Origin of the sequence: Photobacterium kasasachensis (assembly GCF_050336885.1) — a bacterium.
Taxonomy (GTDB): Bacteria; Pseudomonadota; Gammaproteobacteria; order Enterobacterales; family Vibrionaceae; genus Photobacterium; species Photobacterium kasasachensis.
Window position 1 is genome coordinate 35,294 of sequence record NZ_JAKJSH010000032.1, and the last position, 21,850, is coordinate 57,143.

18 protein-coding genes, 3 tRNA genes and 1 rRNA gene are annotated in these 21,850 nt (G+C 50.4%); 16 read left to right on the forward strand and 6 right to left on the reverse strand.

Going from position 1 to position 21,850, the window contains the following annotated elements; translation table 11 throughout:
- The first annotated feature begins 39 nt into the window (after positions 1 to 39).
- From L4D19_RS28270 to L4D19_RS28290, 5 genes are all read left to right on the forward strand, one after another.
- Positions 40 to 678 carry a TIGR04219 family outer membrane beta-barrel protein gene (locus tag L4D19_RS28270; protein WP_160657800.1) on the forward strand — a complete coding sequence of 213 codons (639 nt, stop codon included), beginning with the start codon at positions 40 to 42 and terminating at the stop codon, positions 676 to 678.
- Positions 679 to 794: 116 nt separating this feature from the next.
- Positions 795 to 1,028 carry a thymidylate kinase gene (locus tag L4D19_RS28275; protein WP_239410396.1) on the forward strand — a complete coding sequence of 78 codons (234 nt, stop codon included), beginning with the start codon at positions 795 to 797 and terminating at the stop codon, positions 1,026 to 1,028.
- Between the two features lie 156 nt (positions 1,029 to 1,184).
- Entirely contained in the window at positions 1,185 to 3,002 is a 1,818-nt protein-coding gene (locus L4D19_RS28280; protein ID WP_428455136.1) for an assimilatory sulfite reductase (NADPH) flavoprotein subunit, read from the forward strand.
- Positions 3,002 to 4,693: an assimilatory sulfite reductase (NADPH) hemoprotein subunit gene (gene cysI, locus L4D19_RS28285; protein WP_428455137.1), complete on the forward strand. Its 1,692-nt coding sequence runs from the start codon at positions 3,002 to 3,004 to the stop codon at positions 4,691 to 4,693. Before L4D19_RS28280 ends, cysI begins: the two co-directional genes overlap by 1 nt.
- Positions 4,686 to 5,447, forward strand: coding sequence for a phosphoadenylyl-sulfate reductase (locus L4D19_RS28290; RefSeq protein WP_428455138.1), 762 nt, complete (start codon positions 4,686 to 4,688; stop codon positions 5,445 to 5,447). Before cysI ends, L4D19_RS28290 begins: the two co-directional genes overlap by 8 nt.
- A gap of 190 nt (positions 5,448 to 5,637) precedes the next feature.
- Here L4D19_RS28290 and L4D19_RS28295 read toward each other — a convergent pair whose 3' ends face one another.
- Positions 5,638 to 6,132, reverse strand: coding sequence for a DUF2780 domain-containing protein (locus L4D19_RS28295; protein ID WP_428455139.1), 495 nt, complete (start codon positions 6,130 to 6,132; stop codon positions 5,638 to 5,640).
- Positions 6,133 to 6,291: 159 nt separating this feature from the next.
- Positions 6,292 to 6,912: a BamJ family beta-barrel-assembly machinery protein gene (gene bamJ / locus L4D19_RS28300; protein WP_239410237.1), complete on the reverse strand. Its 621-nt coding sequence runs from the start codon at positions 6,910 to 6,912 to the stop codon at positions 6,292 to 6,294.
- Between the two features lie 123 nt (positions 6,913 to 7,035).
- Here bamJ and L4D19_RS28305 point away from each other — a divergent pair, with 123 nt between their 5' ends.
- Positions 7,036 to 7,704 carry a LysM-like peptidoglycan-binding domain-containing protein gene (locus L4D19_RS28305; RefSeq protein ID WP_428455140.1) on the forward strand — a complete coding sequence of 223 codons (669 nt, stop codon included), beginning with the start codon at positions 7,036 to 7,038 and terminating at the stop codon, positions 7,702 to 7,704.
- An 81-nt stretch (positions 7,705 to 7,785) separates the two neighbouring features.
- Here the strand turns inward: L4D19_RS28305 and L4D19_RS28310 are convergent, their stop codons facing one another.
- From L4D19_RS28310 to L4D19_RS28325, 4 genes are all read right to left on the reverse strand, one after another.
- A complete protein-coding gene (locus L4D19_RS28310; protein ID WP_428455141.1) occupies positions 7,786 to 8,661 on the reverse strand; it encodes a DMT family transporter in 876 nt (291 codons plus the stop codon).
- Entirely contained in the window at positions 8,654 to 9,118 is a 465-nt protein-coding gene (locus L4D19_RS28315) for a GNAT family N-acetyltransferase (RefSeq protein WP_428455150.1), read from the reverse strand. Before L4D19_RS28315 ends, L4D19_RS28310 begins: the two co-directional genes overlap by 8 nt.
- 76 nt (positions 9,119 to 9,194) lie before the next feature.
- The gene (locus tag L4D19_RS28320) at positions 9,195 to 9,761 is read right to left on the reverse strand and encodes a Crp/Fnr family transcriptional regulator (protein WP_160657821.1); all 567 of its coding nucleotides are present in this window, start codon (positions 9,759 to 9,761) and stop codon (positions 9,195 to 9,197) included.
- A gap of 93 nt (positions 9,762 to 9,854) precedes the next feature.
- Positions 9,855 to 11,816 carry a bifunctional 2',3'-cyclic-nucleotide 2'-phosphodiesterase/3'-nucleotidase gene (locus L4D19_RS28325; protein ID WP_428455142.1) on the reverse strand — a complete coding sequence of 654 codons (1,962 nt, stop codon included), beginning with the start codon at positions 11,814 to 11,816 and terminating at the stop codon, positions 9,855 to 9,857.
- A gap of 408 nt (positions 11,817 to 12,224) precedes the next feature.
- Here L4D19_RS28325 and cysG point away from each other — a divergent pair, with 408 nt between their 5' ends.
- The 10 genes from cysG (at position 12,225) to L4D19_RS28375 (ending at position 21,846) form a co-directional block, all read left to right on the forward strand.
- Positions 12,225 to 13,649, forward strand: a complete 1,425-nt coding sequence (gene cysG / locus L4D19_RS28330; RefSeq protein WP_428455143.1) for a siroheme synthase CysG — start codon at positions 12,225 to 12,227, stop codon at positions 13,647 to 13,649.
- Positions 13,650 to 13,662: 13 nt separating this feature from the next.
- A complete protein-coding gene (cysD, locus tag L4D19_RS28335; protein ID WP_428455144.1) occupies positions 13,663 to 14,571 on the forward strand; it encodes a sulfate adenylyltransferase subunit CysD in 909 nt (302 codons plus the stop codon).
- Between the two features lie 10 nt (positions 14,572 to 14,581).
- Positions 14,582 to 16,012 (forward strand): sulfate adenylyltransferase subunit CysN, encoded by a 1,431-nt coding sequence (gene cysN / locus L4D19_RS28340; protein WP_428455145.1) that lies wholly within the window; start codon positions 14,582 to 14,584, stop codon positions 16,010 to 16,012.
- Between the two features lie 4 nt (positions 16,013 to 16,016).
- Positions 16,017 to 17,744, forward strand: coding sequence for an SLC13 family permease (locus L4D19_RS28345; protein ID WP_428455146.1), 1,728 nt, complete (start codon positions 16,017 to 16,019; stop codon positions 17,742 to 17,744).
- A gap of 38 nt (positions 17,745 to 17,782) precedes the next feature.
- Positions 17,783 to 18,403 (forward strand): adenylyl-sulfate kinase, encoded by a 621-nt coding sequence (gene cysC / locus L4D19_RS28350; RefSeq protein WP_160657833.1) that lies wholly within the window; start codon positions 17,783 to 17,785, stop codon positions 18,401 to 18,403.
- Positions 18,404 to 18,421: 18 nt separating this feature from the next.
- The gene (gene cysQ, locus L4D19_RS28355; RefSeq protein ID WP_239410229.1) at positions 18,422 to 19,162 is read left to right on the forward strand and encodes a 3'(2'),5'-bisphosphate nucleotidase CysQ; all 741 of its coding nucleotides are present in this window, start codon (positions 18,422 to 18,424) and stop codon (positions 19,160 to 19,162) included.
- A gap of 773 nt (positions 19,163 to 19,935) precedes the next feature.
- Positions 19,936 to 21,488 (forward strand): 16S ribosomal RNA (locus tag L4D19_RS28360).
- Positions 21,489 to 21,587: 99 nt separating this feature from the next.
- Positions 21,588 to 21,663: transfer RNA gene (locus L4D19_RS28365), tRNA-Glu, on the forward strand.
- A 1-nt stretch (position 21,664) separates the two neighbouring features.
- A tRNA-Lys gene (locus L4D19_RS28370) sits at positions 21,665 to 21,740 on the forward strand.
- A 30-nt stretch (positions 21,741 to 21,770) separates the two neighbouring features.
- Positions 21,771 to 21,846: transfer RNA gene (locus L4D19_RS28375), tRNA-Val, on the forward strand.
- Positions 21,847 to 21,850: the final 4 nt, after the last annotated feature.

Genomic DNA, 21,850 nt, shown 5'->3' on the forward strand with positions numbered 1-21,850 from the left:
TTGGCCGTTTTTAAATTCTAATAAAGAGCGGAGACTCGGATGAATAAATTGGCTATTTCTGCAGTGGCGGCTGCAGTAGCATTAGCAGCGGCAGTGCCAGCTCAGGCGGCAATGCTTCTTGGAGTAAAAGCAGGTGCAGACGCATGGTTTGCAGATGCAAAAGTGAACGATGCCAGCACCAGCGGTGATGATACCCACCTGTCGTATCACCTGGCCTTTGAGCACTTTATTCCATTGGTGCCTAATTTCCGTCTACGTTACGCTGATATTGATGCAGGCGCAGTATCATTTGGTCAGACTGACTACACGGCTTACTATGAAATCTTGGACAACGACGCGATTGCGTTCGATGTGGGTGTCACCCTGTCCAAGTTCAATGCGGGTAAATTCCTGGGTGAAGATTTCAGCGAGTGGCAGCCGAACCTGTACGGTAACGTAGAGGCAGGTATTCCAATGACGCCGGTATCAGTATTTGGCGATCTGAACTTCGGAAACTATGACGGCACAAACACGGTTGATGGCCAGGCTGGTGTTAAGTGGTCACTACCACTGATTGCTGCAGATCTGAACCTGCGTGCTGGCTACCGCGTGATGGACTACGACTTTGATTTCATCAAGCAAACTGAAGGCAAAGTGAAGCTAGACGGTTGGTTTGCTGGTGTAGAGCTGGACTTCTAAGCGCTACTCGCAGAGCAAAGAATATCGAAGCCACGATTTATCGTGGCTTTTTTGTTGCCTGTTTTCGCTTTTTTGTACCATTTTTAAAAGTGATACATCAGTCAGGAAGTGGGCAAATGACATTAACTGAACTACAGCATCTGTATGCCAATAGCGATATAGTGGAAGCGGTTATCGAGCCATCGATTCAGGCCAACGGCTGGATTGTGGAATTTCGTCATCGCCGGGGCGGCTTTGTGCCATTGACCGATGGTGCAGGCAGCGAAAAGTGTTACCGGGATATTGATACGGCCACGGAGCGGGCTTTTGAAGTTGGGTTCCACCAGGTCCGTATAGCCGATACCTTTTGAATTTAGTGTGTAGCTATCCGGCTTAATGTCAGGTTAAGCCGCTTTTTCCTGTCTTCTAACCTTACTAAAAGTTATAAAACATTCTTATCTATTCTTTCTTGTTATTTCTTTGAGTAGCTAATCTAACACTACGCAATGTATAGGGATCGTCGTGTCATGTTACTTAAGGAACTCTCGGCCATAGCCAGCCCACTCAATGATCAACAAATAGGTCAACTGCAACAGGCCGCTGCAGAACTGTCGCCACAGCAAATGGCGTGGATAAGTGGGTACTTTTGGGGGCTGAGCCAAACTCAGTCTGCGGACCAGCCGCAACCTGCCCAACAGCTTTCCGCTGCGGCAGTTGCCCAGCCAGCCGGCAAGCTAACGATTATTCATGCTTCCCAGACGGGAAATGCAAAAGGGGTGGCTGAAGCGCTCAAAGAAGAAGCTTCGGCTGCCGGTATCGCTGTCGAGCTATTTGCCGCCGGTGACTATAAAGGCAAAAACCTAGCCAAAGAAACCCATGTGATCATTGTCGCCTCTACACACGGTGAGGGTGAGGCGCCGGATGATGCGATTGAACTGCATGAGTTCTTACAGTCGAAGAAAGCGCCGAAACTACCGAATCTAAAGTATGCCGTGATTGGTCTGGGAGACTCGAGTTATGAGTTCTTCTGCCAGACAGCAAAAGACTTTGACAGCTATCTGAGCCGCCTGGGGGGAGAGTCGATACTTGAGCGTCTTGACTGTGACGTTGACTATGATACGCCAGCCGCAGAATGGCGGGCAAAAGCCCTTGAAAAGGTAAAAGAAACCTTATCGACTGGCGAGGCTGAAGTGGTTCAGCTACCGGTAGCCAACAGTCAGCAGGCGGTTTCACAATACTCTAAGCAGAAGCCTTACGAGGCAACGTTGCTAACCAGCCAGAAGATCACCGGGCGTCGCTCGGGCAAAGATGTCCGCCATATCGAAATTGATCTGGAAGATTCCGGGCTGACATATCAACCGGGTGATGCGCTGGGTGTGTGGTACGAGAACGACTCGGTTTTGGCTGAAGCCTTGGCGGCACGGGTTGGCCTGGACGGCAACGAAAATGTCGAGGTTGACGGTGAGGTGCTGTCACTGAAACAGGCATTGATCAGCAAGTATGAAATAACCGCAGCTAATCCGCAGCTGGTGACGAAGTACGCAGAGCTCTCAGGCAGCAAAAAGCTGGAAAAGCTGGTAGCTGACAAAGACAAGTTGCGTCAGTATGCCGGCCAGACGCAGGTGATTGATGTTTTAGTTGAAAAGAAATCAAAGTTGACTGCCGAGCAACTTACCGGGCTGCTGCGCCGTTTGACACCACGCCTGTATTCGATTGCTTCCAGCCAGGAAGAGGTGGGCGAGGAAGTGCACCTGACGGTGGGAGTTGTTGAATACGAAAACGGCGACGAAACCCGGCAGGGAGGAGCATCGAGCCATCTGTCATACCGCCTGGAAGAAGGTGATAACGTCAAGGTCTTTGTCGAGACTAACAACAACTTTAAGCTGCCGGCTGACGATAATACCCCGGTGATCATGATTGGTCCGGGAACCGGTATCGCACCGTTCCGAGCGTTTGTTCAGGAAAGAGACAACCGGGAAGCGAAAGGCAAAAATTGGCTGTTCTTTGGTGACCGTACCTTCACTGAAGACTTCCTGTATCAGGTGGAATGGCAGAAGTATTTGAAATCCGGCGTAGTGAGCCAGATTGATGTCGCCTTTAGCCGCGATCAGGTGGAAAAGGTGTATGTTCAGCACCGCCTTCTTGAGCATGCCGTCCAGGTTTGGCAGTGGCTGCAGGACGGGGCGCATGTGTATGTTTGTGGCGATGCAAACTATATGGCCAAAGATGTTCATGAAGCTCTGGTGACTATTGCCGAGCAACAAGGTCAGCAAAGCCGCGAACAGGCGGAGCAGTATTTAAACGAGCTGCGTAAGAACAAGCGTTATCAAAGGGATGTGTACTAATGAGCGAGCAAAAACTATCAGATAACGAACGCCTGAAGCGGGAAAGCAACTTCTTGCGCGGCACCATAGAGAACGATTTGCAGGATCGCATCACTGGTGGTTTTAACGGTGATAACTTCCAGCTGATCCGTTTTCACGGCATGTACCAGCAGGATGACCGCGATATCCGCGCTGAGCGTGCCAAGCAGAAACTTGAACCGTTGCAGAACGTGATGCTGCGTGCCCGGATGCCAGGTGGAGTGATCACACCAAAGCAGTGGCTGGCCATCGACAAATTTGCCGAGGAACACAGCCTGTATGGCAGTATTCGCCTGACAACGCGCCAGACCTTTCAGTTCCACGGTGTACTGAAACCAAACATTAAGCTGATGCACCAGACGCTCAATAAAATCGGGATCGACTCGATTGCCACCGCGGGGGATGTGAACCGTAACGTACTGTGCACGACCAACCCGGTTGAGTCTGAGCTGCATCAGGAAGCGTACGAGTGGGCGAAGAAGATCAGTGAGCATCTGCTGCCGAAAACACGCGCCTATGCGGAAATCTGGCTGGATGGCGAGAAGGTAGAGGCCACGGACGAAGAGCCGATTCTGGGCAGTACTTACCTGCCGCGTAAGTTCAAGACGACAGTGGTGATCCCGCCGCAAAATGACGTCGATGTGCATGCCAATGACCTGAACTTTGTGGCGATTGCTGAAGAGGGCAAGCTGGTTGGCTTTAATGTCCTGGTTGGTGGCGGGTTGGCAATGACCCATGGCGACAAGTCTACCTATCCGCGCCGCGCCGATGACTTAGGCTTTATTCCTGTGGAAAAAACATTGGATGTCGCAGCTGCTGTGGTAACAACCCAGCGTGACTGGGGTAACCGTTCCAACCGTAAAAATGCCAAAACCAAGTACACCTTAGATCGTGTCGGCACGGATGTGTTCAAGGCCGAGGTGGAAAAACGAGCTGGTATTGCGTTTGCCGAGAGCCGTCCGTATGAGTTTACCGACCGCGGCGACCGGATTGGCTGGGTCGAAGGCATCGATGGCAAGCATCATTTGGCCCTGTTTATCGAAAACGGCCGTTTGCTGGACTACCCGGGCAAACCATTGAAAACCGGGATGGCTGAAATTGCCAAGGTCCACAAAGGTGATTTCCGCATGACTGCCAACCAGAACCTGATTGTGGCTGGCGTGGCGGCGAAGGATAAAGACAATATCGAAAAGATCGCCCGTGATCACGGCCTGATCGACGACGGTGTCAGTGAGCAGCGCAAGAATTCTATGGCTTGTGTGTCTTTGCCGACCTGTCCGCTGGCAATGGCCGAGGCTGAGCGCTTTCTGCCTGACTTTGTCACCGATGTCGAAGGTATTCTGGCCAAGCACGGCCTGGCGGAAGACGACAATATTATTTTGCGGGTGACCGGTTGTCCAAATGGCTGTGGCCGGGCAATGCTGGCGGAAATTGGCTTGGTCGGAAAGGCGCCGGGACGCTACAATCTCCACCTCGGTGGGAACCGCAGTGGCACCCGGGTACCGAAAATGTACCGGGAAAACATTACAGTGGCTCAGATCATGGAAGAGATTGACTCGCTGGTGGCACGCTGGTCGCAAGAGCGTGAAGACGGTGAAGGCTTTGGTGACTTTACTATCCGTGCCGGGATCATTGAACCGGTGTTAGTCTCTAAGAGGGATTTTTATGCCTAAGTTAGCGTTAGCAGAACTGCTTCAGAAAAATAAGGTGGAGCAGATCCTGCAGCTAGCGGAAATTAATGCTGAGCTGGAAGTTCTGACGGCCCAAGACAGAGTGCGCTGGGCGTTGGAAAATCTGGACGGTGAATTTGCGCTGGCGTCAAGTTTTGGTATTCAGTCGGCTGTCATGCTGCATCTGGTGACCCAGGAAAAACCGGATGTGCCAGTGATTTTGACGGACACGGGTTATCTGTTTCCGGAGACCTATCAGTTTATTGATGAACTGACGGCACGGTTGTCGCTGAACCTGTATGTCTACAAGTCGGAAATGAGTTCGGCCTGGCAGGAAGCCCGGTTTGGTCAACTGTGGGAACAAGGCGTTGAGGGGATCAAGCAGTATAATCAGCTGAACAAGGTTGAGCCTATGCGCCGCGCGCTGGACGAGCTCAATGTCGGCTGCTGGTTTTCGGGGTTGCGACGGGAGCAGTCTGATACCCGGGCGACTTTGCCGGTGCTGGCAATCCAAAACGGTCTGTTTAAGTTCTTGCCATTGATTGACTGGACGAATAAGGATATCCATCAGTACCTGACTTTGCATGATCTGCCTTACCATCCGTTATGGGAGCAGGGCTATTTATCCGTCGGTGATACCCATACCACCCGTAAGTGGGAGCCGGGCATGAAGGAGGAAGAAACCCGTTTCTTTGGCCTTAAACGCGAGTGTGGTTTGCATGAAGATGATGCTGAATATGATGGTTCGGGCATTTGATGCATTAGTACTCTGACAATCATAGGTTACAAAAAACCTTATCTTATACTGCGACTCGCAGACAGATAAGGTTTTTTTATTTGTGAGCTTATTGTCAGTTTGCTGTTTTAATTACCTATTTTTACTTGCTTCTGACAGGAAACGCAGCAATTTCAGTATCCTCGTTGCCGCGTTTTTTGAATCCGTGTTGTTAGCCTGCTGGCGTCCATACTTTACCGAGGGCATCCATTAAGCCGGCACTGGCTCCCTGGTTGCCAAGAAACTGCATGACGACAGGAATAAACTGGCTGACCATGCTGGCGTCCATACCGAGAGCGGAGAACACCTGGTTAATGGTATCTATGTTAGTCAGCATACCGCCAAGGCCTGGAGGAATTGCCGCGCTGAGGGCATCACTGCCGGGGATCATCTTGCTGAGCTCGCTCGCCTGAACGCCACTGAGCTGGCTGGATGCCAGTGACAGCAGGGCGCCGGCACCACCTGCCGCTTGTTCTTGGGTGACTCCGAGCTGGCTGGTCAGTATGTCTGTTAGGGGATTGGCTGCGCTGGCCTCTGTTTGTTCGTCATCACCGCCGCCAAATAGATCTGACAGGCTGAAAGCCTGACTGCCGGCAGAGAAAGCAAGGCAGCTAAACAATGTGGTGAGTAAAAGTAGTCGGTTAAAAATTGATGGTTTGTATCCCATGGCATCCTCCTTTGATTAACGTTATAAGCGTAGTGGGGAATGCGGCGTAAATACCAAATTTAAATGAAAAAATATGATTTACTGGGATGAAGTGCGTCGGAAGGAAATGAAAAACGGTGCCGTGGCACCGTTTGGAAATTCTGTCTGGCTTCGGGAAGCTTACAGGATGTCTAGTAGTTCAACTTCGAATACTAGCGCTGCGTATGGAGGGATAGCAGCACCTGCGCCACGCTCGCCGTATGCTAGGTCTTGTGGGATGTATAGTTTCCACTTAGAACCAACAGGCATCATCTGAAGAGCTTCAACCCAACCAGCGATAACGCCAGTTACTGGGAACTCTGCAGGCTGACCGCGAGATACAGAGCTGTCGAATACAGTACCGTCAGTCAGTTCGCCGTGGTAGTGAACACGAACTTGCTTGTCTGAAGTTGGGATCTCACCGTTACCTTCAACAAGAACTTCGTACTGAAGACCAGATTCAGTCACTGTTACTTCAGAGCGTAGTGCGTTATCTTTTAGGAAAGCTTCACCGTCAGCTGCTGCAGCTTTAGCTTGCTCTTGACGCGCTTCTTCTGCACGAGTGTGGATTTCACGCAGTGCATTGTTGATGTCGTCAACTTCGATCTCTGGCATCTCACCAGTTAGGGAAGTTGCGATACCTTTAGCGATAGCAGCAACGTTCAGGCCTTCAAGACCGCTTTGTGCTAGCTGTTGGCCCATTTGTAGACCGATACCGTAGCTTGCTTTAGTTTCAACTGTATCTAGTTTAACGTCAGACATGGTGTCTTCTCTCAATGTAGAGTGAATTAAAGCAGGCAGGATAACAGTTTCGACCCCAAGGGGTAAACTTTTGTGACAAGATGTCGTTTGATAGCGTGAGTTGAGAACGCCGGAGTGTTGAATATGGGACAGGCCAGACGCCGTTCAAAGAAAAAAAGTGAATTTAAGCTTCCCCGTCTTTCGTTTAGCAAGGAAAGTCTGAGTGTCAGCAGCGACCGACTGAAAGCCAAGTTGGCGCCTTTAAAGGCTAAATGGCAAGCGTTGCCACTGTTGCACCGCCGGGGGCTTTCGGTATTGCTTCCCGTGGTAGGGGGGTTGATGTTATTGCCGGTGAGCGAGCCGACATCAACCTCAACGCCTGGTCAAACCGAACGACGCGAACTCGCGCTTGATCTCGGTAATAATGAAACCTCGCTTCCTCCGGTTGGTCAGCGTAGTGAGCCTCAGTCGCCGGTACGTACTGCCGTGAAAACCCCGGAGCCGGCCTCTCCAGCTAGCCAGCCACCTGTGGAAAAAGCGCCGGTTGAAGTGGAGTGGCAGAAATATCAGGTTAAGCAGGGTGAGACGCTGGCCAATATTTTCCGTGACAAGTCATTACCATTAACCGACCTCTATGCGGTCGCGGCCATTGAAGGTAAAGACAAACCCCTTAGCCGGATCAAGGCTGGCCAATGGCTCCGTTATAAGCAGACGGCAAAAGGCGGGTTGGATGTGTTGCAGATAGAAAGCCGCAAGGGAGAATCGGTAATGTTTTTCCGCCGCTCCGATGGCAGTTTTGTTCGTAGCCAGTAGTGAATGGTGGTGAAAAGGTAGTTGTGAAAAAAGGCCGAAAGTGGCCTTTTTTCAATTTGACGGGTTTTCAACTGAATACTGTTATTGAGCTGCGTCATCGCACAGGGGCTTTGAACGACGTGACTTAGGCAGAGGCAGCATCGGCAGCACAATGAGTACAATCCCCATAGTTGTCAGTAAATCAGGCCGTTCATCAAATCCGATAATCCCCAAAAGGGTGACAAAAATCAGTCCGGAGTACTCAATCAGCCCGAGCTGGCAGGTCGTTGCGCGTCGGTAGGCGGCTACAGCGCAGCCGTGATACCCCAAGGTAAAGAATGCGCTGGCTGCAATGAGCATCAGCTCTTCTGTGGTGATGGGTTGCCAGAACAATGCAGCAAGCACGCCTGCCAGAGGCAGAGAGAAAACGCCGGTCCAAAATAGCGTGCTGACGACGGGTTGCTGTTCAGGCAACTTTCTGACCAGCACGTTGTACAGTGCCAGCGTGAAAGCACACCCCAAAGCGGCCAGTGCCGCCCAGTGGAACTGATCGGGCCGTAGTACGACCAGGACGCCGCAAAAGCCGGTGAGGGTTGCCAGTACTTTCTGCCGTTCTGGCTTTTCTTTTAGTAACCAGGCCGATAGCGGCAGCATCAGCAGTGGCGCAGCGTAAAACAGAGCGTTGGCAGTCGCTAGCGGCAGCCAGGTCAGGGCGACCATGACAAAGCCGCTTCCCGCCAACACCAGATGAGAGCGTACCAGGGTAATACCATAGTTGCCGACAGCCTGTTGCCGGGGTGTCAATCTGAGCCAAAACGGAAACAGTAATAAGACACTGAGCAACTGGCGGATGAACATGTATTGAAAGGCGCTAATGCCCCCTTCAAGTAGTTTTACCGCCACATCAGAGAAGGACGCGGACAAGTTGCCCAGCAGCAGTAGCAGCGCTCCGGCGGCGAACGGGGAGAGTTTATTCACTCACAATCCCTTTGCGCAGTCTCATGTCTACATGCGGAATGCCATCTTCCAGGTATTCGTCAGAAATTGCCTCAAAGCCATATCGGCGATAGTAGTGCTGAAGATGAGACTGAGCACCGATGTCGATTGTCTGATTTGGCCAAAGTTGTTCGGCGTATTCCAGCCCTTGCTGGATCAGCACGTGACCGGCCCCTGTCCCCCGAGCACTGGCTGCCGTTAGTACGCGGCCGATGCTGCTGTTGGCATAGGTGGTCCCCGGTGGCAGCAGCCTGAGGTAGGCCACAAGCTCATCATTGTGGTAACCCAGCAGATGGTGGGTACCTGCTAGGCGGTCACAGTTATCCAGCTCGGGATAGGGGCAGTTTTGCTCGACCACGAAGACATCGACTCTGAGCTTGAGCAAGTCATACAGTTGGTGGGTTGTGAGCTGTTCAAAAGGCAGGCATTGCCATTGCATCGTATTCTCCTTGATGGATACAGGGTCTGGCAGCAGAGTACCGCCAACATGTCTGCCTGGCATTAACGATTGTTAATTATTCTTCCTCAAGACGTTTTTTGATCCGGCTGAGGCTTATCGGGGTGATCCCCAGATAAGAGGCAATCTGATAGTCGGCAATCCGGCTCAATAATTCCGGGAAGCTGGTGGTAAATAACTGGTAGCGTTCCTCTGGCGTATGCATCAGCATAAAGCGTTCTTTCTGTTCTTTATAGCTAAGCTGCCGTTCAAGCAGGCGCAGGTAGAGAGGATTGCCCTGTGCTCGCCACTGCACTAGCAGACCGACAGGCAAGGCTAGCAGCTTGCTGGCAGACAGGGTCTCGAGCAAGAAGGGTGACGGCGCATCATTGATAAGGCTTTCAAAGCCAATCAGGACATCCTGGTCCCAATAGAACTCTTTGCTGAACTGTTTTCCCTCGGGCGTGAGATAGCAGGCATGACAAAGTCCGTCGAGGAGAAAGTAGCAATAGCCCGGCTTTTCCCCTTGGTTGAGCAATACGTGCCGGGTTGGCAGCTCCATGGGGTCGGCGGCAGCGACGGCTTCTTGGATGGTTTCCGCTGAAGCACCAAGCTGGCTGAGAAAGGCTTGCAGGACGTCGTTCATAATAATGGTTACAGGTTGGGAACTATGCTGCCATCATAGCAAAAAATACCGCGGGCTAAGCCGCGGTATGTTTGAGTGCCGGAGACTCAGGGGTTATTTTTGCAGATCGATACGATAGACCGCAAAGCCAACCTTGTCCGTACCCACTTTTTCCATCGGGTACTGACCTTTGTCTTTAATAAACTGCGTTGCCTTATCGCTTGGCGAGGTTTCAAATGTCACATTTAGCTTCTTGTCGCTCTTCAGCGGCGCAAAAGACCAGTTGTTGTCAGCACTCGGGGTAACCAGGCCTTTTTCTTTGCTGATACGGGAGATGTAGTCGGCAATGACCGTACGGTTTTCATCCGGTGAGGCAAAGGCGACATATTGCTCGCCCGTACCGGCAAATTTGCCGCTGTATGCACGGTAGTTATTGGTCGCAATGATAAAGGCCTGCGTTGGCTCGACAGGTTTGCCGTTGAACGTCAATTCTTGGATTCGCGAGGCTTTGTCATTGATTAGCTTGCAGTTACCGTCATAACGGGCAGGCTGCGAGATATCGATGGTGTAGTTAACGCCGTCGATCACATCGAAGTTATAGGTTCGGAAACCGTCCCAGTTGATCAGCCCCTGCTGCTCGGTGCTGTTAAGGTCGATCTGGTTGAACTGACCTGCCGAGCATTCCAGCCATTCTTTGACTTCTTTGCCGGTGACTTTCATGGCAACCAGGGTGTTCGGGTACAGGTACAGATCGGCGGCGTTACGGAACGTCAGCTGGCCGGACTCGACTTCGGTGAAGTTCGCCGGATCGTTACCACGGCCACCTGCCTTGAATGGTGCCGCTGCAGACAGAACCGGAATTCCGTCCAGATCAGGATCGCCCTGGATGAAGCGCTCGACATAGTCTTTCTGGGCCAGGCTAACAATCTGAACCGTTGGATCGTCCTGAACCAGTGCCAGGAAGCTGTACATCACATCGCTGGCTTTACCGATTGGCTGATTGACGAAATCACGAGTAGCTTTGTGGTCTTCGCTGACAGATGCAACCAGCTTTTCATCCGCTTCGACAAGGGCTTCTTTCTTGTACTTGTCATAGATAGGGCGAGCTTCGGTTTGGGCATCAGTGACAACCCACTTGTTTTCTTCTTTTTCAAGAACAAGGTCCATCACGCCTAGGTGGTCGCCCCAGCGGCCCGGCATAACAGCAGCAACACCGTTGATGGTACCTTTCTTGATATCGGTATTCGGCAGGTTGGCAAAGCCTTTGCCTGGGAACACTGCATGCGAGTGGCCGAAGGCAATAGCGTCAATCCCCTCTACCTCTGTGAGGTAGTAAACCGAGTTTTCTGCCATCACTTTATACGGATCAGCAGAGACGCCGGAGTGAGGGATCGCAACAATAACATCCGCACCCTCAGCTTTCATTTGCGGAACAAACTTCTCCGCGGCTTGTTTGATATCGAGTGCTTCTACCTTGCCTTCCAGGTTCTTCTTGTCCCAGATAAGAATCTGCGGCGGAACAAAGCCGATATAGCCAACTTTGATTTCGTGCTCGACACCGTCAGTGTCTTTGAAGGTGTGCGGCTTGATGATGTATGGTGTGAACATGTTTTTGCCTGTCTTCAGGTCAATCACGTTCGAGTTGATGTATGGGAAGGTCGCACCTTTAAGAGAGGTTTTAAGGAAGTCCAACCCATAGTTGAATTCGTGGTTACCCAGGTTACCGACATCATAATTTAGCTGGTTCATCGCCTTGTAAACAGGGTGAACTTCGCCGGCCTTGATGCCCTTGGCAGCCATGTAGTCACCCATAGGACTACCCTGCAGTAAATCACCGTTGTCGACCAAAACGCTGTTAGTGACTTCGGCACGTGCTTTTTTAACTAGCGTGGCGGTACGAACAAGGCCGGTTTTTTTGGTTGGTTTATCTTTGTAGTAATCGTAATCCATCACGTTGGTGTGGATATCGGTTGTTTCCAAAATACGTAACTTGATCGTTTCAGCCGTGGCAGGACCCGCCATAGTCAGCAGGCCACCAAGTACTGCAATTGACAGCGGCTTGGCAGATAGTTTCATGATTTTCTCCAGGATATAGAACGGGAAAGCGTGCTTAAGGTAGCAAAATTTATGTCGGTATTACGCGAGCTGGTTACCTTATTGTGTTCTGAATCTCGTTTTTTTACTCAAAAAGGCGGTGCAAATCTCATTATGCTTATGATTTCACCTGTTCTGAGTTTTTCAGTAATACAAAAAAGGCATAACTTAAACCCAATGTGGCTGGAGCAATTATGAACCTGAGCTATATTTACCTGTAATTACTGCCTTTTTAAGATTGATTGATTAGCAGAGGCGATAATTTCTCTTCAATGGGCCTCATTTATGCGTCCCCCAAACTTTTTGGAATAAAAAATGAAATTTTAGAATTTCAGGTAATATTCCAGCCCGACTATAGTGCTGTTAGATATAGAACAGAGGGCGCTGTAAATGGATTACTTGCCAATTTTTGCAGACATAAGACGTCGACCGTGTTTGGTTGTCGGGGGTGGAGATGTCGCATGGCGTAAAACCCGCATGCTATTGAAGGCGGGTGCTGATGTAAGAGTGATTGCCCGTGAGCTCAATGGCGATTTCCAGCAAGCCCTGCAGGCAGGAGAAATAGCGCACCAGGCAGAAGAGTTTGCCCCGTCAGATCTTGATGGCATTTTTTTGGCTATCGCCGCCACTGATCGCAAGGCCGTTAATGCACTTGTATACCAATCAGCCAACCAGCGTCAGGTGATGGTTAACGTGGTTGATGATACGCAGCGCTGTAGCTTTATTGTGCCTTCTATTGTCGATCGTTCGCCGATCATCGTTGCCATTTCCTCTTCGGGCAAAGCCCCTGTTCTTGCTCGTTTAGTTCGAGAAAAGCTAGAATCTCTCTTGCCTCGGCATCTGGGGCGGATGGCGGAGATTGCCGGACGTTTCCGTAACCGCCTGGCCCAGACGGTATCTTCTGTCTCACAGCGTCGAAATTTCTGGGAGCAGGCTTTTAACGGCCGCTTCTCTGAGCTGGTTGCCTCCGGCCAGGAAAAGCAAGCCGAGCAGGAGCTGGTTTATCTTTCAGTTCAAAGTCAGCAACAACAAGTGCTTTCCCAGGGGCAGGTTGCCTTGATTGGTGCCGGTCCCGGTGATGCAGGTTTATTGACGCTGCGCGCCTTGCAGCTCATGCAGCAGGCTGATGTTGTGCTCTATGACTACTTGGTGTCTGATGAGGTGATGGATCTTGTTCGTCGTGATGCTGAGTTGGTCTGCGTCGGAAAAAAAGCCGGGTTTCACAGTGTCCCGCAGGAAGATACCAATGAGCTTATTGTTTACCATGCCAAACAAGGCAAGCGCGTGGTTCGTCTCAAAGGTGGAGATCCGTTTGTCTTCGGCCGGGGGGGCGAAGAGCTGGAAGTTTTGTTCGATGCCGGTATTCCGTTCCAGGTGGTGCCGGGTATAACGGCTGCTGCGGGAGCGACGGCTTACGCCGGTATTCCGCTGACCCACCGTGATTATGCCCAAACAGCCATGTTTATTACCGGTCACCTCAAGCCTGATGGCGATCAGCTGGACTGGTCAACCCTGGCACGCGGTAAGCAAACGCTGGTGATTTATATGGGGCTGATGAAATCCAGCCATATTCAGCAACAGTTACTGAGCCACGGACGGGCGGCGGATACGCCTATTGCTATTATTGAACGTGGTACCCAGAAATCTCAGAAAGTCTTGAAAGGTCAGCTCGGTGAGCTGGCGACATTAGCTCAACATGCCGCTTCACCCTCATTGATAGTGGTCGGGGAAGTGGTGAATTTATCAGAAAAATTACATTGGTTCGGCAAGCAGGAACAGCAATTACAGCAGTCTGCTGTTGTGAAGCTGGCATAGTATGGAGAGAGTGATGGACCCTAAACGTTTAACCCACCTCAAGCAGCTAGAAGCGGAGAGTATTCATATCATCCGCGAAGTGGCTGCTGAGTTCGATAACCCGGTAATGATGTACTCTATCGGGAAAGATTCATCGGTTATGTTGCATCTTGCCCGCAAGGCATTCTACCCGGGCAAGATTCCATTCCCTCTTCTGCATGTGGATACCGACTGGAAATTCCGCGAGATGATCGAGTTTCGCGATCGTACTGCTAAGAAGTATGGTTTTGATTTACTGGTGCATAAGAACCCTGAGGGGCTCGCGATGGGAGTTGGCCCCTTTACCCATGGTTCTTCAAAGCACACCGATATTATGAAAACCCAGGGGCTGAAGCAGGCTCTGAATAAATATGGCTTTGATGCCGCATTTGGCGGAGCACGCCGTGACGAAGAGAAGTCTCGGGCCAAAGAGCGTGTCTATTCGTTCCGTGACAAAAACCATACCTGGGATCCGAAAAATCAGCGCCCCGAGTTGTGGAAAACCTACAACGGTCAGATCAACAAAGGCGAGAGTATCCGCGTCTTCCCGTTATCGAACTGGACCGAGCTGGATATCTGGCAGTACATCTACCTGGAAGGCATTGAGATTGTTCCGTTGTACCTATCTGAGGTACGTCCTGTTGTTGATCGTGACGGCATGTTGATCATGGTGGATGACGATCGGATGGAGCTGCAACCGGGTGAGAGAATTGAACATAAGAGCGTACGCTTCCGTACCTTGGGCTGCTATCCGCTGACTGGTGCGATTGAGTCAGAGGCCAATACCCTGCCGGGCATTATTGAAGAGATGCTGGTGGCGACATCGAGTGAACGTCAGGGGCGGGCGATTGACCACGATCAGTCTGGCTCGATGGAATTGAAAAAGCGTCAAGGTTACTTCTAAGGAAAGATACATGAACAGTCTTATTGAACAACAAGTGGCTGAGCTAGGCATAGAAGCTTACCTTGATCAGCACCAGAATAAATCGCTACTTCGTTTCTTGACCTGTGGTTCTGTGGATGACGGCAAAAGTACGCTAATCGGTCGTCTGCTTCATGACTCGCACCAGATTTATGAAGATCAGCTGGCGGCCATTCATACCGACAGTCAGAAAGTTGGTACAACGGGTGATAAGCCCGATCTGGCATTGCTGGTCGATGGCCTTCAGGCTGAGCGGGAGCAGGGGATCACTATTGATGTCGCTTACCGTTATTTCTCGACCAAGAAGCGTAAGTTCATCATTGCCGATACCCCGGGCCATGAACAGTATACGCGTAACATGGCTACGGGTGCCTCGACCTGTGATGTCGCCGTGATTTTGATTGATGCCCGTAAAGGAGTCTTGGATCAAACTCGCCGCCACTCCTATATAGCGAGCTTGCTGGGTATCCGCCATTTTGTGGTTGCCATAAACAAAATGGACCTGGTTGATTACCAGGAAGAGCGTTTCGATACAATTCGTGATGAGTACCTGGCCTTTGCCGAGAAACTGAATGCCGATCTTGATATCAAACTGGTGCCGCTGTCGGCATTGGAGGGTGACAATGTTGTTGGCCTGAGTGACAAAACGCCTTGGTATGACGGTGATTCGCTGCTGACGTTGCTTGAAAATGTCGATATTGGCCAGGAACGTGAAACGGGAGATTTTCGTTTCCCGGTGCAGTATGTTAATCGCCCTAATCTGGATTTTCGTGGCTTTGCCGGCACGGTGGCCTCGGGAGTTGTAAAAGCAGGTGATCAGATTAAAGCGCTGCCGTCGGGGAAAATATCTACGGTCGAGCGTATTGTGACCTTTGATGGTGATTTGGCAGAAGCGCACCCCGGTCAGGCGGTGACATTAACCCTGGCTGACGAAATCGATATTAGCCGTGGTGATACCATAGTGGCTGCCAATGATGATGTCCCACAGAGCAATCACTTGTTGGCAGATATTGTATGGATGGCTGAAGCCCCATTGGAGATTGGTCGCCAGTACGACATTAAGGTTGCAGGTAAGAAAACTGTTGGCTCAGTGGAAGCCATTCGCCATCAGGTCGATATCAATAACCTGGAAACTTTCTCAGTCGATGCGCTACCGTTAAATGGTATTGGCCTATGTGAAGTGACACTGAATGAAGAGATTGCCGTTGATGCCTATAAGGACAGTGTCGATACCGGTGGCTTTATTGTTATCGACCGTTTGACCAACGTAACGGTGGGGGCAGGGATGGTGCGTGAGGCGTTGGCAGGAACAGGAAGTCAACAAGAAAGCCCGTTCAGTGCCTTCGAGATTGAATTCAATGCGCTGATCCGTAAGCATTTCCCTCACTGGGATGCAAAAGATATCAGTAAACTACTGGGATAATAGCATGGGCTGGGAACAAGGAATGGTTCTTGCCATGTTAATGGTGATAGTAACCTGTCTGCTGACAACACGGATCAAACCGGCTTATTTATTTGCCGGAGCCGCCTTTGTCGGATTCCAGGTTGGCATGATTGATTTGCCGACCTTGGCAGGCAACTTTACTAATTCATCGTTGTTAACTTTGGTATTGCTGATCCTTGTTTCTGTTGCCCTTGAGAAAACACGCCTGATCAGCTGGGTCGGGCGTCAGATTTCGCAAGGCGGTCAGTCTAGCGTGGTTGCAAAGCTTGGCTTGTCGACCGCGTTTTTGTCTTCATTTACGAATAATACGGCCGTGGTCGTGTCATTGATTGGTGCTATTAAGCGTAATCAGCGGCATGCACCATCCAGATTGCTGATCCCCCTTTCTTATACAGCCATACTAGGGGGAACACTCACCCTAATTGGCACTTCAACGAATCTAATCATAAACAGTTTCGTTGAAGATGCAGGGCTACCGAGCCTGGGCTTTTTTGCGCCTACCTCTATTGGCCTGGCAGTATTGGCGATCGGGCTGATTATTATTATTCCTCTCAGCTATCTGTTACCTGTCTATGATGACAACAGCCAGGATGACTTACCGTATTTTCTCGAAGCCCGAATCGTAGGGGGTTCGCCGCTGGCGGGCAAAACGGTTGCCGAGAATGGTCTGCGTGCGTTACGCCGGCTGTTTTTGGCTGAAGTGATACGTAATGGCAAAAAGATAGCTCCCGTATGCCCGGATACTCGCTTGCTGGCTGGTGATACCCTGCTGTTTTGCGGTGATGTGGAAAGTGTAACCACGTTGCAGGAAATAAACGGTTTGCATTTATTTGGCCAGCACCACCTTAATGGTCAGTCGATGCTGGAGGTGATCGTCAGTCACTCTGCGGGAATACGAGGCAAAACACTGAAAAGCGTTCGCTTTAGGGAGCGCTTTGATGCTGTTGTTGTTGCCATCCGCCGGGGGCATGAACGTCTGGGGGGAGGCCTCGGTAATATCGAATTGCATGCCGGTGATACATTGGTCATTGTGCCAGGTAAAGCGTTCAATGAGAAAAAGCAGCAGCTTAACCGAGAGTTTGTGTTGGTCAACGGGCTCGATTCCAGCGCGCGTTTAGATAGCAGGAAGAGCTTCAGCGTCCTGGCGGGGTTTATGGGAGTCATTGCCGCAGCGTTGCTTGATATTTTACCGATTATTAATGGGCTTGCCGCTTACCTGCTGGTACTGGTTGCCACTGGCATTATTTCTTTCACCGAAATTCGACGGCGCTTTCCTGTCGACATCGTTGTGATTGTCGGCTCGGCACTATCGCTTGCTCAGCTAATGATATCCAGTGGCTTGTCAGAGCGCATGGGCAATATGCTGATGACAGCATTTAATGGCTGGGGGATCTATGGAGCATTGGTTGCGGTATACCTGCTGACGCTAATCCTTACGGAGCTGGTGACCAACAATGCTGCAGCGGCACTCTCTTTTCCTATTGCCTACAGTTTGGCGGTGAGTTACGGCGCGGATCCTATGCCTTTTATTATGGCGATCTTATTCGGTGCCAGCGCCAGTTTTATATCTCCCTATGGTTATCAGACCAATTTATTGGTCTATAGCGTGGGAAACTACAAATTAATAGATTACTTACGGGTAGGGTTACCGATCTCCATTGTGTATTCAGTGGTTGTACTTGCGTTGATCCCTCAGCTATTTCCTTTTTAATATGATTTTTAATCGTATGTCATGAAACGGAGTTAAATATGACAGCCGCGGTTCAGCCTCATGATGATGAGAATGTTGTATGGCACAGCCATCAGACGGATAAGGCCTTTCGTGCCAAGCAAAAAAAGCAAAAGCCTTGTGTAATGTGGTTCACCGGGTTGAGTGGCGCCGGGAAATCAACGGTTGCTGGTGCCCTGGAGTCCCGTCTAGCGGAGTTGGGCCATCATACCTATCTTCTTGACGGTGATAATGTCCGACATGGATTGTGCCGTGATCTTGGGTTCTCGACGGAAGATCGTCGGGAAAACATCCGACGCATAGGTGAAGTCGCAAAGTTGATGGCTGATGCTGGGCTTATTGTATTAAGTGCTTTTATTTCCCCACATCGTCAAGAACGTCAGTTGGTCCGTGACTTACTACCTGAAGGTGAGTTTCTTGAGGTGTTTGTCGATACGCCGCTGGCTGAATGTGAGAAGCGTGATCCGAAAGGCTTGTATAAGAAAGCCCGAGCAGGTGAAATTAAACAGTTCACAGGGATCGACTCTGAATACCAGGCTCCGGAATTGCCAGAGATCCATTTACAAGCTGGTGAGGCATCGGTCGCAGAGTTGGTAGAGCTGTGTTTGGAGTCGTTGAGACAACGTCAGATCATCCGCTAATAAAAGGAGTCGCTACGAGTGAGTACTCTACTCGAATCGATATATGGCATAGCGCTTGAAGCCGGAGAAGCTATCATGGAGCGCTATCATGGCAATGTTCAGGTTTCTGAGAAGGCTGATAGTAGCCCGGTGACCGAAGCAGATCTCGCAGCCAATACCATTATTGTTGAACAGCTAAAAGCGTTAACGCCAGACATTCCTATTCTTTCTGAAGAGTCTGCTCATACTCCTTGGCCTGAGAGGCAGCATTGGTCTTCTTTTTGGCTGGTGGATCCTCTTGATGGCACTAAAGAGTTTTTGCGCAAGAATGGTGAGTTTACTGTCAACATTGCTCTGATTGAGAATGGCAAGCCAACCATAGCGGTTGTCCATGCCCCGGCATTGGACAAGTCTTGGTTAGGAGATAGTGAAAAGGCTTGGCTTCAGACAAAAGCAGGACGAGATCAGATAAAGGTTCGACCTGCAACTGTACCAACTGTGGTGGGCAGTCGTTCTCACCCTAGTCCAGACATGGCGAGTTATCTCGAAAAACTGGGTGAGCACAAAATGGCGGAAGTTGGTTCATCGCTGAAGTTTTGCTTGGTTGCCGAAGGTCGAGCACAATTTTACCCTCGGTTAGGTCCCACTATGATGTGGGATACCGCTGCCGGACAATGCATAGCGGAAAGCGCAGGAGCAACGGTGAAGCAGTTCAACGGTGATACATTAAGTTACCATCGAGAAGAATTGTTAAACCCATATTTTGTTGTAGCTATTTAAAGTCACTGTTTTTCGACAATATTAAGGCAGCCACTGGCTGCCTTTTTCTGCGAATTCTCTAAAACAAGACCACTCTACTCCGTTATTGGCTACGCTTATTCTACTGCGATGAGTTTTGACGCTTTGATTGGGGGAGTTGAATAGCTTTATTTGTTGTCATTTTTATAGGTTATGGCTTGAATTATCAGCAATCGATGAAAAAGTTCAAAAAACTGGTTGTCATATTCTTCACCCTCCCTATAATGCCGCCTCACCGACAAGGAACAACGATACTTAGTAAGCTATTTGCAAGCTGTGTATAACTTGTAGGTAAGTGGGATATCTAAGAAAACAATTGAAAAAAGGTGCTTGACACCGGTTTTAAATTGCATAGAATTGCCACCCTCTTTAGTAAGTAAGTCGAAAGCGCTAAAAAACAGGCTTTTGCATTATCGAAGTGAGTCAGTAGGCGGTTTTGAGAAAATCAAAAAAACAGCTTGACTTAAAAGTAGAGGCGCGTAAGATACGCAGCCTAGCCAACACAAAGTGTTAGCGAAACGTTCTTTAACAATTTGACCATGCAATCTGTGTGGGCACTCGTGAAATGATTAGTCAAACCTTTTGTCTTCACTTTTTAAAAGTGAAAGCAATTTGGCATCAATGAACTGAGTGACCAATACAAAATACTTCTCTTTTTATAAAGAGGGTTATTTTGGCACAGTCAATTCGAGTTCTCGTTACTAGCTTCTAGTAATGGAAACTCAATCAGTATTCATTGAGCCGACCAAAATCTTAAATTGAAGAGTTTGATCATGGCTCAGATTGAACGCTGGCGGCAGGCCTAACACATGCAAGTCGAGCGGCAGCGACATGACTGAACCTTCGGGGGACGTTATGGGCGGCGAGCGGCGGACGGGTGAGTAATGCCTGGGAATATGCCCTGATGTGGGGGATAACCATTGGAAACGATGGCTAATACCGCATAATCTCTTCGGAGCAAAGAGGGGGACCTTCGGGCCTCTCGCGTCAGGATTAGCCCAGGTGGGATTAGCTAGTTGGTGGGGTAACGGCTCACCAAGGCGACGATCCCTAGCTGGTCTGAGAGGATGATCAGCCACACTGGAACTGAGACACGGTCCAGACTCCTACGGGAGGCAGCAGTGGGGAATATTGCACAATGGGGGAAACCCTGATGCAGCCATGCCGCGTGTGTGAAGAAGGCCTTCGGGTTGTAAAGCACTTTCAGTCGTGAGGAAGGGTGTGCAGTTAATAGCTGTMYATTTTGACGTTAGCGACAGAAGAAGCACCGGCTAACTCCGTGCCAGCAGCCGCGGTAATACGGAGGGTGCGAGCGTTAATCGGAATTACTGGGCGTAAAGCGCATGCAGGCGGTCTGTTAAGCAAGATGTGAAAGCCCGGGGCTCAACCTCGGAACAGCATTTTGAACTGGCAGACTAGAGTCTTGTAGAGGGGGGTAGAATTTCAGGTGTAGCGGTGAAATGCGTAGAGATCTGAAGGAATACCGGTGGCGAAGGCGGCCCCCTGGACAAAGACTGACGCTCAGATGCGAAAGCGTGGGGAGCAAACAGGATTAGATACCCTGGTAGTCCACGCCGTAAACGATGTCTACTTGGAGGTTGTGGCCTTGAGCCGTGGCTTTCGGAGCTAACGCGTTAAGTAGACCGCCTGGGGAGTACGGTCGCAAGATTAAAACTCAAATGAATTGACGGGGGCCCGCACAAGCGGTGGAGCATGTGGTTTAATTCGATGCAACGCGAAGAACCTTACCTACTCTTGACATCCAGAGAATCCTTTAGAGATRGAKKRGTGCCTTCGGGAACTCTGAGACAGGTGCTGCATGGCTGTCGTCAGCTCGTGTTGTGAAATGTTGGGTTAAGTCCCGCAACGAGCGCAACCCCTATCCTTGTTTGCCAGCRCGTMATGGYGGGAACTCCAGGGAGACTGCCGGTGATAAACCGGAGGAAGGTGGGGACGACGTCAAGTCATCATGGCCCTTACGAGTAGGGCTACACACGTGCTACAATGGCGTATACAGAGGGCTGCCAACCAGCGATGGTGAGCGAATCCCACAAAGTACGTCGTAGTCCGGATTGGAGTCTGCAACTCGACTCCATGAAGTCGGAATCGCTAGTAATCGTAGATCAGAATGCYACGGTGAATACGTTCCCGGGCCTTGTACACACCGCCCGTCACACCATGGGAGTGGGCTGCACCAGAAGTAGATAGCTTAACCTTCGGGAGGGCGTTTACCACGGTGTGGTTCATGACTGGGGTGAAGTCGTAACAAGGTAGCCCTAGGGGAACCTGGGGCTGGATCACCTCCTTAACGATAGACTGCTTGTTTGATGCAGTGTCCACACAGATTGCCTGGTTAAAATGTAAGAGAGCGCTAACGTTGCCCAACAACGTTGGCAAGAAACACTTGGTCCCGTTCGTCTAGAGGCCTAGGACACCGCCCTTTCACGGCGGTAACAGGGGTTCGACTCCCCTACGGGACGCCATGGGTCGTTAGCTCAGTTGGTAGAGCAGTTGACTTTTAATCAATTGGTCGCAGGTTCGAATCCTGCACGACCCACCATCTTCTCCTTTGAAGATGTAAAACATCGGAGGGCGATTAGCTCAGTTGGGAGAGCACCTCCCTTACAAGGAGGGGGTCACTGGTTCGAGCCCGGTATCGCCCACCACTCT

Bases quoted from the DNA above. Each gene is read 5' to 3' on its own strand.
- L4D19_RS28290 (WP_428455138.1), top strand. From the start codon at position 4,686: ATGCCTAAGTTAGCGTTAGCAGAACTGCTTCAGAAAAATAAGGTGGAG.
- L4D19_RS28270 (WP_160657800.1), top strand. From the start codon at position 40: ATGAATAAATTGGCTATTTCTGCAGTGGCGGCTGCAGTAGCATTAGCA.
- L4D19_RS28275 (WP_239410396.1), top strand. From the start codon at position 795: ATGACATTAACTGAACTACAGCATCTGTATGCCAATAGCGATATAGTG.
- L4D19_RS28280 (WP_428455136.1), top strand. From the start codon at position 1,185: ATGTTACTTAAGGAACTCTCGGCCATAGCCAGCCCACTCAATGATCAA.
- cysN (WP_428455145.1), top strand. From the start codon at position 14,582: ATGAACAGTCTTATTGAACAACAAGTGGCTGAGCTAGGCATAGAAGCT.
- L4D19_RS28315 (WP_428455150.1), bottom strand. From the start codon at position 9,118: ATGCAATGGCAATGCCTGCCTTTTGAACAGCTCACAACCCACCAACTG.
- cysD (WP_428455144.1), top strand. From the start codon at position 13,663: ATGGACCCTAAACGTTTAACCCACCTCAAGCAGCTAGAAGCGGAGAGT.
- cysG (WP_428455143.1), top strand. From the start codon at position 12,225: ATGGATTACTTGCCAATTTTTGCAGACATAAGACGTCGACCGTGTTTG.
- L4D19_RS28320 (WP_160657821.1), bottom strand. From the start codon at position 9,761: ATGAACGACGTCCTGCAAGCCTTTCTCAGCCAGCTTGGTGCTTCAGCG.
- L4D19_RS28295 (WP_428455139.1), bottom strand. From the start codon at position 6,132: ATGGGATACAAACCATCAATTTTTAACCGACTACTTTTACTCACCACA.
- cysI (WP_428455137.1), top strand. From the start codon at position 3,002: ATGAGCGAGCAAAAACTATCAGATAACGAACGCCTGAAGCGGGAAAGC.
- L4D19_RS28325 (WP_428455142.1), bottom strand. From the start codon at position 11,816: ATGAAACTATCTGCCAAGCCGCTGTCAATTGCAGTACTTGGTGGCCTG.
- cysC (WP_160657833.1), top strand. From the start codon at position 17,783: ATGACAGCCGCGGTTCAGCCTCATGATGATGAGAATGTTGTATGGCAC.
- L4D19_RS28305 (WP_428455140.1), top strand. From the start codon at position 7,036: ATGGGACAGGCCAGACGCCGTTCAAAGAAAAAAAGTGAATTTAAGCTT.
- L4D19_RS28345 (WP_428455146.1), top strand. From the start codon at position 16,017: ATGGGCTGGGAACAAGGAATGGTTCTTGCCATGTTAATGGTGATAGTA.
- bamJ (WP_239410237.1), bottom strand. From the start codon at position 6,912: ATGTCTGACGTTAAACTAGATACAGTTGAAACTAAAGCAAGCTACGGT.